At 64.7% G+C, this 17,527-nt stretch carries 8 protein-coding genes and 2 riboswitches; of the genes, 6 read left to right on the top strand and 2 right to left on the bottom strand.

The window, feature by feature from the left end; all coding sequences use genetic code 11:
• The first annotated feature begins 7 nt into the window (after window positions 1–7).
• The 6 genes from H7688_RS18490 (at window position 8) to H7688_RS18515 (ending at window position 14,173) form a co-directional block, all read left to right on the top strand.
• Entirely contained in the window at window positions 8–1,069 is a 1,062-nt protein-coding gene (locus H7688_RS18490; protein WP_183362692.1) for a radical SAM protein, read from the top strand.
• Between the two features lie 125 nt (window positions 1,070–1,194).
• Window positions 1,195–2,649 (top strand): NAD(P)/FAD-dependent oxidoreductase, encoded by a 1,455-nt coding sequence (locus H7688_RS18495; protein WP_183362693.1) that lies wholly within the window; start codon window positions 1,195–1,197, stop codon window positions 2,647–2,649.
• Between the two features lie 428 nt (window positions 2,650–3,077).
• A riboswitch (cyclic di-GMP riboswitch) is annotated at window positions 3,078–3,155 on the top strand.
• A 294-nt stretch (window positions 3,156–3,449) separates the two neighbouring features.
• Window positions 3,450–3,528, top strand: a riboswitch (cyclic di-GMP riboswitch).
• A 412-nt stretch (window positions 3,529–3,940) separates the two neighbouring features.
• Complete coding sequence (locus H7688_RS18500) at window positions 3,941–6,820, top strand: CxxxxCH/CxxCH domain c-type cytochrome (protein WP_183362694.1); 2,880 nt, start codon at window positions 3,941–3,943, stop codon at window positions 6,818–6,820.
• A gap of 310 nt (window positions 6,821–7,130) precedes the next feature.
• Window positions 7,131–11,963 (top strand): CxxxxCH/CxxCH domain c-type cytochrome, encoded by a 4,833-nt coding sequence (locus tag H7688_RS18505; RefSeq protein WP_183362695.1) that lies wholly within the window; start codon window positions 7,131–7,133, stop codon window positions 11,961–11,963.
• A 302-nt stretch (window positions 11,964–12,265) separates the two neighbouring features.
• Window positions 12,266–13,798, top strand: coding sequence for a B12-binding domain-containing radical SAM protein (locus H7688_RS18510; protein WP_183362696.1), 1,533 nt, complete (start codon window positions 12,266–12,268; stop codon window positions 13,796–13,798).
• Window positions 13,799–13,819: 21 nt separating this feature from the next.
• Complete coding sequence (locus H7688_RS18515; RefSeq protein WP_183362697.1) at window positions 13,820–14,173, top strand: hypothetical protein; 354 nt, start codon at window positions 13,820–13,822, stop codon at window positions 14,171–14,173.
• Between the two features lie 409 nt (window positions 14,174–14,582).
• On the opposite strand, the gene thiC is transcribed toward H7688_RS18515, so the two are convergent.
• Complete coding sequence (gene thiC / locus H7688_RS18520; protein ID WP_183362698.1) at window positions 14,583–15,890, bottom strand: phosphomethylpyrimidine synthase ThiC; 1,308 nt, start codon at window positions 15,888–15,890, stop codon at window positions 14,583–14,585.
• 27 nt (window positions 15,891–15,917) lie between these two features.
• Entirely contained in the window at window positions 15,918–17,372 is a 1,455-nt protein-coding gene (gene thiD / locus H7688_RS18525; RefSeq protein ID WP_183362699.1) for a bifunctional hydroxymethylpyrimidine kinase/phosphomethylpyrimidine kinase, read from the bottom strand.
• Window positions 17,373–17,527: the final 155 nt, after the last annotated feature.

Raw genomic sequence — 17,527 nt, forward strand, 5'->3', positions numbered from 1 at the left:
GGCCGTCATGAACCCTGCGAACCTCGTGCGGCTGGTGCGGGTCTTCTGGCGCATGCGCCGCGGGCTCCCCACCTTCGTGAGCTACAACTCGCTCAACGCCTGCAACCAGGCCTGCCCCATGTGCGCCGTCTGGCGCCGCGACGGCGAGATGCTCACCGTCGAGGAGCTTGCCCCGATCTTCGCCGACCTGAAGCGCTTCGGCCTCGAGGTTGCCGAGATCTCGGGGGGCGAGCCGTTTCTCAGGAAGGACATCTACCAGATCTTCGCCCTGCTGGACCGGCTCGGCTTTCTCTACACCACCGCGACCAACGGGACGCTCCTGACCCCCGAGGGGATCGAAAAACTCAGGGAGGCCCGGGGGCTTTTGCAGGTGGCCTTCAGCCTGGACTCGCTCGACCGGGAGCGCTACGCCTTCCTGCGGGGGCGCGACCTGCTCCCCAAGGCACTCGAAAACCTGGAGCTTTTACTTGCGGCCAGGATCCCCGCACCGGTCAAGATCAACCTGGTCATGAACCGGCTCAACTACAGGGAGACCTGGGATTTCCTCGCCTTCGCGCGGGAGCGCGGCATCCACCTGTCGGTCTTCCCGGTGAACCAGGGGGACGGTTTCTTCCACCGGCACTCGGACCCCGAGTTCCTGGCGACCCCCGAGGAGCGCCGGGAGATGGCCGGCATCTTTAAAGAACTGGCGCGCCTGCGCCGGGCCGGGGAGCCGCTTTGGGAGTACAGCGGCTTCTACGAGCGCGCCGCGGACTACGTGCTGGGAAAGCCGGTGGGACCCTGCGACGCCGGGCGACTCTACCTCGACCTGAACGCCGACGGCCAGGTGGCGGTCTGCCTGGACCGCGAGGGGGTCGGGGACCTGCGCCGGGAGGGGATCGCTACCCTCTGGCAGCGGCTCGAGGCCCAGAGAGAGGCGGTTCGGGTCTGCTCACTGGAGACCCCCTGCTTCTACACCTGCACCTACAACGTCTCCCTGACGGCGCGGAACCAGGCGGCGTTTCTCCTGGAGACGGCGCGGGTGCGCTGGCGCGGGCTGGTGCGCCGGATGCTCCCGGGCGCCCGGTGAGCCCGGCCCTGCTGCTGCCCTGGGCGGCTTGACCGGCAGCGTCGCGCAACGGGTGGCTGGCGTTGGCCCTCCGCAGGAGGCGCGGCTTGCCGCTTACCCCGTTTCCGAGAGTTTCACGAGGTGTCATGCACGCTGCAACAGACCCACATAGCCAGGCCGGAGAACGCGCGGAGGAGCCGGTCCTGGTGATTGGCGCCGGCCCCGCGGGGCTCACCGCGGCCTATGAGCTGGCCCGCCGCAGTGTGCCGGTGCTGGTCGTGGAGGCGGACGACCTGGTGGGGGGGCTTGCGCGCACCGTGGAGTACCGCGGGTTCCGCTTCGACATCGGCGGACACCGGTTCTTCACCAAGGTCCCCTCCGTGGCCGAACTCTGGCACCAGCTTTTGGGACCGGACCTGCTCTCCCGCCCCCGGCTGTCGCGCATCTACTACCAGGGCCGGTTCTTCGCCTATCCCCTGAAGCCCCTGGATACCCTGGGGAACCTGGGACTTCTGGAGAGCCTGCGCATCCTCGTGAGCTACCTGTGGCGCAAGCTCTTCCCGATCCGGCCCGAGGTGAGCTTCGAGGAGTGGGTGAGCAACCGTTTCGGCCGGCGCCTCTACGAGACCTTCTTCCGGGCCTACACCGAGAAGGTCTGGGGGATCTCCTGCCGGGAGCTGAGTGCCCAGTGGGCCGCCCAGCGCATCCGGGGGCTTTCGGTCCGGACCGCGCTCTTGAACATGTTCCCCGGCGTGGCCCCCGGCAGGGGGAGCGCCCTGAAGACGCTCACCGAGCGCTTCGACTACCCCCGGCTGGGACCCGGCATGATGTGGGAGGCGCTCGCCGAGGCCTGCCGGGCCCTGGGGGGGAAACTCCAGCTAGAGAGCCGGGTGACCCGGATCTTTCACGAGGGGGGGCGCGTCGAGGCGGTCGAGGTAGTTAAGGACGGGCGGCAGGTGCGGCTGTCGGCCTCCCGGGTCATCTCCACCATGCCGCTTCGGGACCTGGTGCAGGCGCTCTCCCCGCCACCCCCCTCCGAGGTGCGCGCCGCCGCTGCACGACTGCGCTACCGCGACTTCTTGGTGGTGGCCCTCATCGTGGAGAACCCGGAGATCTTCCCGGACAACTGGATCTACATCCACGACGACAGCGTCCGGGTCGGGCGGATCCAGAACTTCAAGAACTGGAGCCCGGACCTGGTCCCCGACCCGCAGCAGAGCTGCCTGGGGCTCGAGTACTTCTGCTTCGAGGACGACGACCTCTGGAGCCTGCCGGACGGGGTGCTTGTCGAACTGGCCCGGCGTGAAGTCGCAGCCATCGGGCTGGTCGACCCGGCTCTGGTGCGCGACGGCCGGGTGGTGCGCATGCCCAAGGCCTACCCGATGTACGACGCCGGGTCCCTGGAGGCGCTGGAGGTGCTGCAGGGGTACCTGGAGGGGTTCGAGAATCTGCAGCCGGTGGGGCGCAACGGGATGCACAAGTACAACAACATGGACCACTCGATGCTGGCCGCGCAACTGGCGGTACGCAACATCTTCGGGGAGCGGCACGACCTCTGGAGTGTGAACAGCGACAGCGAGTATCTGGAGGAGAGTCGGTGAAATGGCGTGAGTCGGTGAAATGACGGCCAAATTCGGCCATATCGCCGGGTGGTGGCAGCTCCCCCGCGTAGCCTTAACGTACCAGTCAGTACTTGGATGCCTTCCTGTCGGGACTGCTCCGGCAGACGAGGGACGCGCGGCTGCTACAGAGGAATCTCACCAGCTTAGGAGGAGGATCGTCAGCAAACGCGGTGTTTAGCACCAGCGAGGGCGGGAAAGAAAAAGTCACCTTCTGTAGGGTTTGGTTAATTCCTTGCAGTATACACACGGCCTGCAACGGGTCAAGCGGACCCAAAAGGGCCGATACTTCGGTAGCTTCACCTGGAACCGGGATTTTGAAGATTAAAAAAATATAATTTAAAAAACGTTGCAGCGATAAAACGTTTTTTGTATTTTCTTTAGCATCGCGCAACATTTTGAAAGCCGATACACGACAAGACTAAACCATCCGTGAGGGTGGGGCGGAAAGCCTAGGGTCTTTTAGCAAAGACAGCCGGGATGCCGAAATATCATCACTGATATAAAGCACCCGGCTTTTTCGTGTCCGCACGGGGACGAAAAGCCGACGCACCCCCACGGAGAGGTTCCTACCGAACCACCGGCCGGCAACGGACGGTACCTGATGCCTCCCCGAAGAGCTGAAACGATTTCGACGAACCTTGGCCCAGGTGAGCACCACCTGGAGCCGTATCACGATTCAGGAGGAAGTGCCCGAGCTTATGTAGCCAACGCCACGAGCAAGGACAACACGCCTTACTTGCCTGACGCACTCCGCACCGCGCCAGGTCCTGTGTAGCGATACACGATAAGACTAAACCATCCGTGAGGGTGGGACGGAAAGCCTAGGGTCTTCATAGCCAAGACAGCCGGGATGCCGAAATATCGGAATGACGATATGCGGCCCCGGCTTTTTTTTATTTCCCGCCGGTGGTTTTTTGCAGTCCTTTAAGGCAATTTCCTGAGCAGTTTCAACATCCTGAAGGTTGACATGTCACCCCTGGGTCAGGGCGAGGTTTCGAGAAAAAGAGCCCCTGAGCCCATCGGAAACCGAGCAACTCGCCACCTCCTGCACGTGGGGAGGGGCACAGCGACTAAGTGCTGAAGCACCTTGAGACGACGTACGCCGGTCCCTACTGGAGGGGCTTGGCGTCCCCCCTGGTACCTCTGAACGTTTCGACCGCCGGCGACGGCGGGGTCTCCTCTTTGTACATTGAAAACATGATTCGATTGCCTCGCAACGAAGCGAACTTTAGTGGAGTCACCCCCACAGTAAAAGTCAAAGGAGGAGTAGATGAACAACCGTAGAAGAGGAGCCTTCGGGGTAGTCAGGGCGGCAGCTGCGCTGCTGTCGCTGGGACTCACCCTGGTCTGGGCCGGCCTCGCCCAGGCGCAGCCGCAATACAGCCTGTCCTGTATTTCCTGCCACCAGATGCCGCCGCTCGATTCGGGGACCGCCAAGAAGAACCCCTATACCGGCGCGATCCCCGGCAACCACCAGGGTCATGCCAGCGCGAGCGTCAACAGCTGCGTGATCTGCCACGGCACCGGAGTCACGAGCTACGCTAACGGCCATCGCAACAAGGTGATCGAGCTCTCGGACTCGATCGGCTACAGTCGCAAGGCGGTCGGGGTCTTCCTGAACCAGACCTCGGTCCCTCCGGCTACCCTCGGGAGCTGCTCGGCGGTTGCCTGCCACTCGGACGGCAAAGGCAACCTGAAAGCAACCCCGGCCTGGGGCGCTGTGGCCTTCCAGTCCCCCGCCGACTGCGGCCAGTGCCACGGCAACGCACCCGCCACCGGCAACCACCCGGTCACCGGCTCCAAGCACGCCGCCTACTTCGGCACCAGCACGACCTCCTGCGCCAAGTGCCACGCCGATCACACCGTCGAGGTCAAGCCGTTCGCCCACGCCTCGAGCGCCGGTCGCCGTGCCATCCAGGTGCAGTTCGCCGGCGGTGGTAGCTTCGCGGGAACCAGCTGCTCCACCGTCTACTGCCACTCAAACGGCAAGGGGACCTTTACCACCGCGACCTGGGGCGCCACCCTGGACTGCGCGGGGTGCCACGGCACCGCCACCTCGACCGGGGCAACCGCCCTCTCTGCGAAACACGCCCTGCACGTGAACAACGCGGCGGTCCTGGGCTCCAACTACGGCTGCGTCGAGTGCCACTCGGCCACCGTGAGCTCCAACACCGCCATCGCCGATTTCACCAAGCACGCCAACGGCTCCCTTGACCTGGCCGGTGCCCGGGTAGGGACCGTCTCGGCCGGCTCCTGCGCCACCTCCTACTGCCACTCGGACGGCAAGGGGACCCAGAAGACCGTCACCTGGACCCAGACCCAGACACTTGACTGCAAAGGGTGCCACGGCTCCGACGCGACCCCGGCGTTCACCTCGGTGGCCGGCGAGCCTAACTACACCAACGCCGGCTCCGGCGTGGCACGCGCCAACAGCCACAAAAACCACGTGGCCGCAGCAAGCGACTGCCAGAACTGCCACGCCACCACCACCGTGGACGGCCTTTCCATCAAGTCCGGCTCCACCGTCCACACCAACAGCGCGATCGACGTGGTGGCGGGTAACGGCAAGAGCTTCACCGTCTCGGGCAAGACCTGCTCCAACGTAAGCTGCCACAGCGGCAACGGCATCATCGCCAACGTGGCCGCGGCCACCTGGGGCGCCTCTTTGGGCTGCGCCGGCTGCCACGGCGACGCCACGACGCTTGCCACCAATGCCCACGCGAAGCACGTCTCGGGCAAAGGGTACGCCTGCGCCACCTGCCACTCCTCCACCGTGACCGGCTCCACCACCATCGCGAACCCCGCCCTGCACGGCGATGGCATCGTCGAGGTGGCCGGCAGCTTCACCTACACCGCAGCCGCCAAGACCTGCGCCACCGCGGCCTGCCACGGCACCTCGACCCCGTCCTGGACCAACACCGCCTCCGGTGCCTGCGGCTCCTGCCACGCGGCGCTCTCCACCACCGGCGGCGTGATCGCCACCAACGGCCACGGTGCGCACTTCACCGCAGCCTACGGCCCGGCCATGTCGGCCAGCTCGGCCACCAGCTGCGCTGTCTGCCACATCTACACCACCGACACCGCCGCAACCCACGTGGACGGCACCGTCCAGCTCGCCGCCGGCTTCAACAAGGTCGGGACCTGCACCGGCTGTCACCAGCAGTCGACCACCTGGACCGGCGGCCGCGTCACCTGCGAAAGCTGCCACTCCACCGCCGGCGGAGCGCTCTCCGTCATCGGCGGCGTGACCGCACCGGACAAGACCCTCGCCGCAACCAAGGGGCACGGCCGCACCGGCATCGCGCAGGCCTGCACCGCTTGCCACGACAACACCGGAAGCCACATCTCCGGCGTCCTGGGCGACAACAACCGCCTGCTTGCCGGCCTCACCGGTGCCGCCAACCAGGAGTGCAACTACTGCCACAACAACGCGGCGAAGGTCACCCCGCAGCACCTGAACATGCAGGTCCACGTAGGCTCGGGCGCTACCTGCGCCGCCTGCCACGATGCCCACGGCACCGCCAACGCCAACATGGTGGCAACCAGCATGAACGCCACCGCGGTGAGCTTCTCGGGGACCGACTTCGTGAACACCCAGGGCACCGGCGTCTGCCAGGCCTGCCACACCGCAACCCTCTACTTCAAGAAGGGTGTCAACGAGACCAATCACCCGACGACCAACTGCCTCGACTGCCACGCGCACAACGCGGCAAGCGGCACGGCGTTCGAACCGAACCGCGCCTGCGACTCCTGCCACGGCTACCCGCCGGTCCCCAGGAAGACCCTCAGCGCCTTCACTTTCGGCGTCCAGGGTAGCTGGTCCAGCGCCCGCTTCGAGGATTACTCGGGCGGCGGCGGCGCCCACGTGGTCGCCGGCCACATCCCCAAAAGTGCCAAGGCCTCCGACGGCTGGGCGAACTGCATCCCCTGCCACGCGGGCGGTGCCACCAACCACGCCAAGGTCATCCCGGCCAGAAGCCACGTCGAGAATGTCTCGGTCAAGATCGATCCGAAGTACCGCTTCTCGAACGACGTCCTTGCTTCCTACACCTCGGCCAAGCTGGTCTCCGGCGGGGCCAACAAGACCGGCAGCTGCTTCAACGTAAGCTGCCACTTCGCACCGACTCCCAAGTGGAGCACCGAGCGATAGTTTTTATTAGCTTTACTTAGAAAGAAGTAATGGTATACACCTTACCGGTGGGGGCTCAGTCCCCCACCGGTACTGTTACAGCAAAAAACTATGACAGTGATTGCATCTTCCTATGACAGTGCCCTGCAAAGCCTTGAGAATATGCGCCCCGGTCCGTGACTGATGGGCTCCCGACTGTGAAAAAAATCCGCGCCCGGGTATCGGGCAGTTCCGGTTGAATCTAAAGTTTAGTGTTTCTAGTGTCAGATGTTATCAAGACAAGGAGTAGAATATGACGAGCTCCCATAAGGTGGTTTGGCCCAATCTGCGAGTGCTTGCATCCCTTTTCAGCTTCGGGGTGGCACTCATCTTCGGCACGTCGGCACAGGCCGCACCGCAGTATACCTACGACTGCACCTTCTGCCACACCATGCCGCCGCTCGACTCTTCCTCGGGGAAGCGCGACGCGGCCACCGGCGCAGTGAAGGGGAACCACCAGACCCACGCGGGTGCGACTGCCGCCACCTGCGTGAAGTGCCACGGTCCGGCACTTACCTCAACGGGACACCGGGACAAGCTGATCCAGGTGCAGGGTAACATCAACAGCTCGCCCTTGGGCGGGGCCTACAGCAGGACCTTTTTCAACCAGACCTCGGTGCCGCCCAACCCGCTGGGGACCTGCTCCAACGTGAACTGCCACTTCGAGCGCGTCACGCCGGCCTGGGGGAGTGCCGCCTACGGTGCCCCGGCCGACTGCGCGAGCTGCCACGGTGCGCCGCCTGCCGGCGGAAATACCGGTGCGGCCGGGAGCCACGTGCGCCACGACGCCTACTTCAGCGGTGCCGCCCAGTGCGTGAAGTGTCACCCGAACCGGCTTGGTGAGGCGAAGCCCTTCGCCCACGCCACCAGCGCCGTTGCCGCGAAGATCAAGGTGAGCCTCACCGATCCCGCCGGTCTTGCTTCCGGCAGCTACTCCGGTACCGGGGCGAACTTCCTCCCCAGCCAGAGCGCGGCCCAGGTGTTCGGTACCTGCTCCAACAACTACTGCCACTCCTCGGGTAACCTGAACGTCGCCGCGGCGAGCCTTCCTGCGAGCTACGCGGGATCGAGCTACGCCACCCCGACCTGGGGGAGCGGCGCCCTGGCCTGCAACGCCTGCCACGGCCGCTCCACCACCAACGGTGCCCCCGACTACACCAACGCCGGCACCCCGGGGAGCGCCACCTCGAACAGTCATCCCCGGCACGTCTCAGGGAGCAACATCACCTGCAACGAGTGCCATGAGCGCACCACCAAGAACAACACCACGATCCGCGCCACCACGATCGCGGTGCACGTGAACAAGACGGCAGACGTCTTCTTCAACCTCTCCGGCGCCAACAAGACCGCGACCTACAACGCCGCCGTCGGGAGCAAGAGCTGCTCCAACACCTACTGCCACGGCACCGCCGCGATCCAGTGGGGCGGGGCCTCCTTGACCTGCGCCTCCTGCCACGGCGCGAGCAACGCGGACCTCTCCGGCGGCACCACCGCCGGCCACGGCATCCACGTAGCGACCGCCACCGCCTTCACGACCATGACCGGCAACAGCCGTTCCACGGCGAGCACCTACATCTACGCCTGCAAGAGCTGCCACCCGACCGCCTCGCATGCCACCGGCGCGGCCAGCACCCTCTCCGCGGCCCAGGTCGGCGGTACGGCGATCACCTCGGTGCAGTACACGGCGGGGACCACCTCGGTCACCGACACCAAGGGGTTCAAGTACACCAACGGCTCCTGCTCCACCAACAACTGCCACTCGAACGGCCGCGGCGGCGCGCCGCTGACCACCGCTTCCTGGAGCGGCACGGCGACCACCACCTGCCTTGCCTGCCACGACACCAAGCTTACCGGCGCCACCGCGAGCACGCTCTCCCCGCGCCACGACCGGCACATGAACCCGACCACCAACACCACGCTCGGGCTCAACAACGGCTTTAACTGCGTGGACTGCCACGCGAAGACCGTCTCGGCCAATACCACCGTCTCCGACAAGACCAAGCACGTCAACGGCTTTGTCGACTACTCCGGCGTGAAGGCCGGCGGCAGCGCCCGCTACAACGCGACCACCAAGGTCTGCTCCAACGTCTACTGCCACTCCAACGGCAACCCGGGCGCGCTGGTCTTCGTCAACATGACCGGCTCCAAGGCCTGGGGCGGCACGGCGGCCCTGGGCTGCAACGGCTGCCACGGCCGCACGAGCACCCTCGGTGCGCCCGACTACGCAAACGGCGGCGCGGTACCCTCGACCACCGCCAACAGCCACGCGAAACACGTCGCCGGTGCCGCCGACACCACGGTCTGCGCCTCCTGCCACGTGAAGACCGTGAACGCCAGCGTGGGCGGCCGCTTCAAAGACTACACCGCGGCCACCTACCACCTGAACCGTACCCCCAACGTCTTCTTCGCGGCCGCCAAGGCGGGTGCGACCGCCGCCTGGGTGCAGTCCACCGGTACCTGCAACAACGTGAGCTGCCACGGCGGCAACGCGGTGGTCTGGGGTTCGACCCTCAACTGCCAGGACTGCCACGGTAACGGCGCGACGGCAAGCGTGGCCGATTTCGGCGCCACCTTCTGGAACAACGGCACCATCTCCAAGTTCCAGATGACCGGTACCGGCTCCTGGGCCGGCAACGGCCACGGTCTGGCCACCGGAACCTATGCCGGTTCCGCCAACCCGGCCGCCAACTTCGGCGCGGTCACCAACCAGTGCGAGTTCTGCCACGATTCCACCGTCGGCCACAGCGTCGCCACCAACCCGTTCCGCCTGAGGAACTACTCCACCGCGAGCTACGGCCGCAACGCGGTCTGCCTGGTCTGCCACTCGGCAACCGGCGCCGGCGTCACCCTGGGGACCACGCTGAAAAAACGCACCACCTCCAAGGCGGTCGAGGCCGACCACTACGGCGCGAAGCATGGCGCCTCCAACTCGGGCGGCCAGTTCTGCTGGGATTGCCACGAGCCGCACGGCACCGGGCTCAACACCGCGGCTACCGCGAACCAGTACATGATCCGCAACAACCCGGCCCGCGTCTCGAACCTCGCCACCGGCGCGCCGACGACCCAGACCGCCACCGGCGTGGTCTTCACCCTGTCGGCTACCCCGACCGGCACCGACTACGCGAAGAGCGCGACGCCGTTTAACGGCATCTGCAACGTCTGCCACACTTCGACCAGCCACTACACCCAGACTGCGGGCGATGCCCACAACTCCGGGTCGCGCTGCACCTCGTGCCACGGCCACACCGGATCCACCCACGGCTCCGACGCCTTCACCCCGGTAGGCGGCGGCATCTCCGCCGGCGGCAACGCCTGCTTCGGCTGCCACAGCGAGTACCAGGCTGCCATGAGCATCACCGGCGCAAGCCGCACCTCGAGCTACCATCACGTTCTGGGTACCGGCTCTACCGACATCGGTGACCAGGCACCCAACGCCGGCGCGTACCCGACCAGCACCACCAACGTGTACTGCGTGTCGTGCCATACCGACCACAACTACTTCAACAACGGCGGCACGGTGACCACCAAGGCCGCCAACCTGAGGACCGACATCGCCAACACCTCCGGGGCCACCCCGACCAACACGGACTTCCTGGCGACCGGCACCTACGGCATCTGCGTCTCCTGCCACACCGCGTCCCTCACCAGGGATACCACCAACCAGGCGGCGGGCGGCGTCGCCACCACCCCGGTCATCTCCGGGGCGAACTTCGCCGTGAGTATGCACAACTACACCACCATGTCGGCCTTCGGCACCCAGCAGTTTGCAGCCAACTGCGTGAAGTGCCACAACGACGAGCAGACCAAGACCAAGCAGACCTCGACCAACAAGTTCGGTCCGCACTTCAGCGCCTCGGTGAGCATCCTGGACGACCTGGGCACCGGCACCAACGCCCAGTACCGCGAGCAGTACATGTGCTTCCGCTGCCACAGCCAGACCACCGACACCGTCCTGGGCGGCACGCTGAAGAAAACCAACGGCAAGGACTGGTTCGGCTCCAACACCATGAGGACTGCCTCCGAGGATACCTTCAAGTCCTTCACCTCTGCCGGCCGCAGCCCGCGCCACAAGATCTCGAAGTACAGCGGCCTGCACAAGGCCAACGAGACCCTGGCCGATATCTCAACCAGCAGGCACGTGGAGTGCGCGGACTGCCACAGCCCGCACGCGGCCAAGTTCGGTAACCACTCCTCCAGCCAGCCGACCACTGCACGCGGTCTGAGGGCCAACACCATCGCCGGCTCCCTCACGGGCGCAACCGGCGTCACCGTCACCACCTGGGGTGCCGCTTCGCCGACCACCACCTGGGGTGCCAACGCCAGCACCTATGGCCAGACCACTACCACGGCACTCCCCGCGGCGACCCTGGAGTACCAGGTCTGCTTCAAGTGTCACACCAAGGCGATGGGCGCTACCGGCTGGTTCAAGAACATGACCAGTGCCGGCCAGATGGGTGGCAAGAACCTGACCTGGACCGACCTTGCCGTTGAGTTCAACCCGAACAACGCCTCGCGGCACCCGATCGGGACCGCACTCACTACGGCTAACCAGCTCACCGCGGCACGGCTCTCCGGTGGCTGGAAGCCGGGCGACATCATGACCTGCACCGACTGCCACAACACCGACTCCACGGCGTCCAAGGGTCCGCACGGCTCGTCCGTCAAGTGGATGCTCTCGGGGACCAACAAGGCTTGGCCGTACACTACCGCGGCCGGTAACGGCGGAACCACGGGCACCCCGTTCACCCCTGCCACCTACACCACCGGCCAGGGCACCAACAACGGTCTGTTCTGCATGAACTGCCACACCATCCGCCCGACCACCGGTGGCAACGCCTGGCACACCCAGAGCAACGTGACCGGCGGCCAGCACGGCAGCAACACGACCATCATGGCCTGTGTTTCCTGCCATATCAGGGTGCCACACGGTGGGAAGATCTCGCGCCTCTTGCAGACCTCCAAGGCTCCGCTGCGCTACAAGGCCAACGGTAACGGTTCCAGCTCCAACTTCGCCAACTGGGGTAGCTCGACGGTGAACATCAAGGGATCGACCTTCTCCAGCGCCAACTTCAAGTCGTCCTGCAGCGAGCACAGCGGCGGCGGCACCGGAGGCGAGGCCTGGTAGTAATCAGGTAGCACCGCAGCACAACGTGGCCGGGGAGCGATCCCCGGCCATTTCTCTTTGGCAGGAATATACTGGATCGACTCGGGCCCCGGAGCGTGACGCACTGTAGCAAGCGCAATCCCAACTAGCACAAATCGAGGCCGTCGATGTCAAAACGTCGTCAGATCTCAAACGCTTACACACTCTTGCAGGTTGATATTTTTACTGACAAAGTTACATTAACCACGTAAAATTACTGTCGCTGGAACTATTCCAGTCTCTGTCCTTTGAGCTGCATGGATGTGTCTAAAAGGAGCAGTCTTATGAGCATCAAACGGGTGGCCCTGATCACACCGCCGTACCACTCCGGAGTCGTGGAATCTGCCGGAACCTGGCTCAACGTCGGCTTCGTCTACATCGCTGGATCGCTACGCGCGGCCGGCTACGAGGTGGACTACTACGACGCGATGTCCCTGTGGCACAAGTGGCCCGACATCGAGGCGCGCATCCGTGCCTTCAATCCGGACGTCGTGGCCACAACCTCGTTTACCGCCTCCATCGCCCACGCGCTGGAGCTCACGGCGCTCGCCAAAAAGATCAATCCCTCCATCGTGACGGTACACGGTAACGTGCACGCCACCTTCTGCTACGACGAAATCCTGAAGGAAGAGCACGACACGGTCGACTTCGTGATACGCGGCGAAGGGGAAGTGACCCTGGTGAAACTTCTGGACTGCCTCAACGCCCAGGCGGACCCGGCCTTGATTCCCGGCCTTGCTTTCTGGCGCGACGGAGGGGTGGTGGTCACCCCCAAGGCCGCTTCCATCCAGAACCTCGACGCGCTCCCCATGGCCTGGGACCTGGTGGAGTGGCCCATCTACAGCTACCGCGCCAAGAACAACGCACGGCTCGCCATCGTCTCCTCCTCGCGCGGCTGCATGGAAAAGTGTTCTTTCTGTTCGCAGCAGCTCTTCTGGTCCCAGTCCTGGCGAGCCCGCAGCCCCGAGAACTTCATCGCCGAACTGGAGCTTCTGCGCGACAGCTACGGCGTCGAGGTTGCCATGCTCTCCGACGAGATCCCGACCCTGGACCGGGAGCGCTGGGTGCGCATCCTGGACCTGATGATCGAGCGCAAGGTCGGGGTGAAGCTTCTCATGGAGACCCGGGTCGACGACATCTTAAGGGACGCGGACATCATGCACCGCTACCGTGAGGCGGGGGTGGAGCACATCTACGTGGGGGTCGAGGCGGGGGACCAGGCGACGCTCGATCTCTTCAACAAGAACACCAAGGTGGAGCAGTCCAAGCAGGCGATCGACATCATAAACGCGGCCGACATCGTCTCGGAGACCTCCTTCGTGCTCGGCATGCCCGATGATACGCCGGAGTCCATCGCTGCGACCATCGAGCTCGCCAAGCACTACAACCCGGACATGGGGTTCTTCCTGGCCATCGCCCCCTGGCCCTACGCCGAGCTCTACCCCGAGCTCGAGCCGTACGTGGCGACCAAGGACTACCGCAAGTACAACCTGGTCGAACCGGTCATCAAGCCCAAGAACATGACGCTCGAGGAGTTGGAGCGCGAGTTGGGGAAGGCGAGCCAGAAGTTCTTCATGCACAAGTTCCAGAACCTGCACAAGCTCACCCCCTGGAAACAGGAGTTCATGCTTTCGGTGCTCGACCTCCTGATGAACCATAGCTACCTGGCCGGGCAGATGAAGAGTGCCATGAAGCAGGAAGGAAAGGAGATGCCGCCCGAGGTGCGGGAGCTTCTGAAAACCGTGAAGGGGATGCAGCCGCCGCACAAGCCCGCGGCGCAGGGTGGGCACCCGCACAACTTCGCACCGATCCCCTAGATCGAGACGACAGGAGCAACCTTGGAGAGCATCAAGAAAATAGCCATCGTCCTCAACGGCTTCATCCACGACTTCGCCACCGGGTACTGGCTGTCCGACCTGATCGCGATTTACCTTTTGCACGGCTACCGTGCCGGCTCGCCGGCCCTGGCGGTGACCATCGCGGGAATCGAGCGTTTCTTCTTCTGGAACAGCGTGGGGGCGGCGGTGACCATTTTCGCCACCGGAGGGATGCGCAGCTTCACCTACGTGGACAACTTCTACGGTCCTGAGGCCGAGAAGACGCGGCGCAAGATGCTAGTGATCAAGCACATCCTGCTTTTCGTCATCGTAGGAAGTGGCAGCTGGTGGGGGTATTTAACAGCTTTCAGCTGAAAATTTGCCACGGAGCCACCAAGGTCACGGAGAAAAACATGCCAGGCGCAGCGGGCGACGGAGTAGCCCCGAGGCGACGATTACGTCAAACATAAGCAGGTAGCCACGGAGACACGGAAAAAATCTGAGGAAGACTAAACTCATCTGTTCGGCCTTGAGCGTTAACGTTCAAGGCCGAACCAGTTTTAAGAGGGTGGGTGGTGTTCTCTCCGGTTTTTCGTCTGTGCCTCGGGTTTCCCGGACGTTTTCGGTAGCCTGACCCCTCTGTCGTACTACTGCCCGCTTTCCTCCGTGCCCTTCGTGGCTCCCTGGCTAATCCAGGTATTTCCGCCGCTGCGCAAAAAAAGCAAAGCCGCCGTCCCATGTTCGGGGCCGGCGGCTTTTTCGGTTCTGCGTGAGTTGAGTGCTGTTACGCGGCGGCGTTCGCCTTCTCGCGCTCGGTGGCGTCGTCCATCACCTTGTAAGCACAGAACTCGCCGCACATGGTGCAGGCGCCGTGATCGGCCACGCCGGACTCTTCGCGCAGGCGACGCGCCTTCTCGGGATCGATGGCGAGGGCGAACTGTCCCTCCCAGTCCAGCTTCTTGCGGCAGCGCGCCATCTGGTTGTCCTTCTCCATGGCACCCTTTACCCCTTTCACGATGTCGGCGGCATGGCCGGCGATGCGGCAGGCCATGACACCCTCGCGCACATCTTCCACGCTGGGGAGCCGCAGGTGCTCGCTCGGGGTTACGTAGCAGAGGAAGTCGGCACCGGCGGAGGCCGCGATGGTGCCGCCGATTGCCGAGGTGATGTGGTCGTAGCCCGGAGCGATGTCGGTGACCAGCGGCCCCAGGACGTAGAAGGGGGCGCCGTGGCACAGCCGCTTTTGCAACAGGATGTTGGCCTCGATCTGGTTCAAGGGCATGTGACCCGGACCCTCGATCATGACCTGCACGCCATAGTCCTGGGCGCGCTGGGTCAATTCACCTAACAGGATCAGCTCGTGGATCTGGGCGCGGTCGGTGGCATCGGCCAGGCACCCCGGCCGGAAACCGTCGCCAAGCGACAGGGTCATGTCGTAGGCCTTGGTGATCTCCAACAGGCGGTCGAAGTGCTCGAACAGCGGGTTCTCTGCGTTGTTGTGGGCCATCCACTCGATGGTGAAGGCGCCACCGCGCGAGACCACGTCCATGATGCGCCCTTCGCGACGCATCCGCTCGACGGTGGCGCGGGTCACGCCGCAGTGTACGGTGATGAAGTCAACGCCGTCTTCTGCGTGCTTGATGACCCCCTCGAAGATGTCGTCCACCGTCATGTCGACGATCGCCTTCTTCTTGGTGCGCACCGCGTCGAGGGCCGCCTGGTAGAGGGGAACCGTGCCGATGCAGGCCGGGGTCTCGGCGATGATGGCGCGTCGGATCTGGTCCACAGGGCCGCCGGTGGAGAGGTCCATGAGGGCGTCGGCGCCGGCCGCCACCGCGACCCGGGCCTTTTCCAGCTCCTTGTCGATGCTCAGGTCGTCGGCCGAGCTGCCGATGTTGGCGTTAATCTTGGTCCTCAAGCCTTTGCCCACGGCAAGCGGAGTGCCGTTGGCGTGCTTGATGTTGTGACAGATGATGATGTTGCCTGCGGCAAGGCCGGCGCGGATGAATTCCGGCTCCACCCCTTCGGCCTGGGCGGCCTGGCGCATTTTGTCGGTGATGATCCCTTTGCGGGCGCTTTCCAGCTGAGTCATGGCTACTCCTCGTTGAATGCCGAGCCCTCAGGTCTCGGACGGATCTTTGGCTGCCAGGTAGTGATTGACGGGACCATGCCCCCGCCCCATGGGGTGGGAGAGCTTGATGGCCCGGGTGATGAACTGTTTGGCGCGCGCCACGGCGACCGGCAGGGGCTCCCCCTGGGCGAGAAAGCTCGCGATGGCCGAGGCCAGGGCACAGCCGGTGCCGTGGGTGTGCCGGGTCAGGGTGCGCGGCGCGGAAAAGCGGGTGAAGCTGACGCCGTCGAAGAGGACGTCGGTTACCTCTCCCTCGTTTTGATGTCCCCCCTTGATGAGCACGTTGCGGGCGCCCATCAGGTGCAGGGTGCGGGCGGCGAGTTCTACCCCGGCGGCATCGGTGATGCTCAATCCCGTGAGCCGCTCGGCCTCGGGGATATTCGGGGTGACCAGGTAACAAAGCGGGATCAGGCGCCGCTTCAAGACCGCGAGCCCCTCGTCTTCCAAAAGGGTGGCCCCCCCCTTGGCGCTCATCACCGGGTCGAGGACGCTGATCCGGATCCGGTGCGCCAAAAGCTGGTCGGCCAGCACCTCGGCGTTTTGCGGGGCGAAGAGCATGCCGATCTTCACCACGTCCACCGGCAGGTCCGAGAGGACCGCTTCGAGCTGCTCCGTCAGGAATTTGGGCGAGACCGGCTCGATGGAGGTGACCCCGCGCGAGTTCTGGGCGGTCAGGGCGGCGATGGCGCTCGCGGCGTAGCTCCCGAGGACGGTGATGGTCTTCAGGTCTCCCTGGATGCCGGCGCCGCCGCCGGAGTCCGAGCCCGCCACGGTGAGTACCGAACCGCGCGGGAAGGGGGCGCGCCGATTGAAGAGCAGCGCGAGTTCGGTGGCAGCGATCCCCGGCGTGCGGCAGGAGAGTACTGCCGAGATGACGGCGATCGCGTCGGCTCCCTGGTCGATGACGGCGCCCGCGTTGTCCCGGTTGATGCCGCCGATCGCCACCACGGGAATCGCGAGCTCTTGTTTCAAGCGTGCGATCCCTTCCGGGCCGCGAATGGCGGGGACCTCTTTGCTGGAGGTCGGGTAGATGGCACCGTAGCCGACGTAGTCAGCACCGGCCTTTTGTGCGGCGAGGGCCTCCTCCAGCGAGTGGGTGGAGACGCCGATGATCTTGCCGGGTCCGAGTGCCGCACGGGCCTCAGCCGGGTCGCCGTCGTCCTGCCCGAGGTGGATGCCGTCGGCGTCCAGGGCATGGGCGAGTTCCAGGTCGTCGTTGACGATGAAGCAGACCTTGAAGCGGGCGCAGATCGCCTTGAGTTCCGCTCCCAGCATGAGGCGTTCGCGGTACTCGCGCACCTTGTCCCGGTACTGCAGGACGCTCACCCCCCCCGCGACCGCCTCGCGCACCCGTTCCAGGAGGCGCTCGCCCTGATCCGTGATCAGGTACAGGCCGCTTACCTGTTTCTCCTTGCCGCTATGGTCGACCACGAGTTTGAGCACGGAAATCCTTTAGGCGATGGGGGCCACGGAGCCACCAAGGGCACGGAGAAAAACGATGTATAAGAGCTCAAGGCCTCGCTGGTGCTGAACCGACAAGGAATTAAGCAAAAAAACTTTTCAAGCTGTTCGGCCCCAAGCGCTCACGCTGCAGGCCG

It is taken from the genome of Geomonas limicola (assembly GCF_014193675.1).
In the GTDB taxonomy this organism is placed as follows: Bacteria; Desulfobacterota; Desulfuromonadia; order Geobacterales; family Geobacteraceae; genus Geomonas; species Geomonas limicola.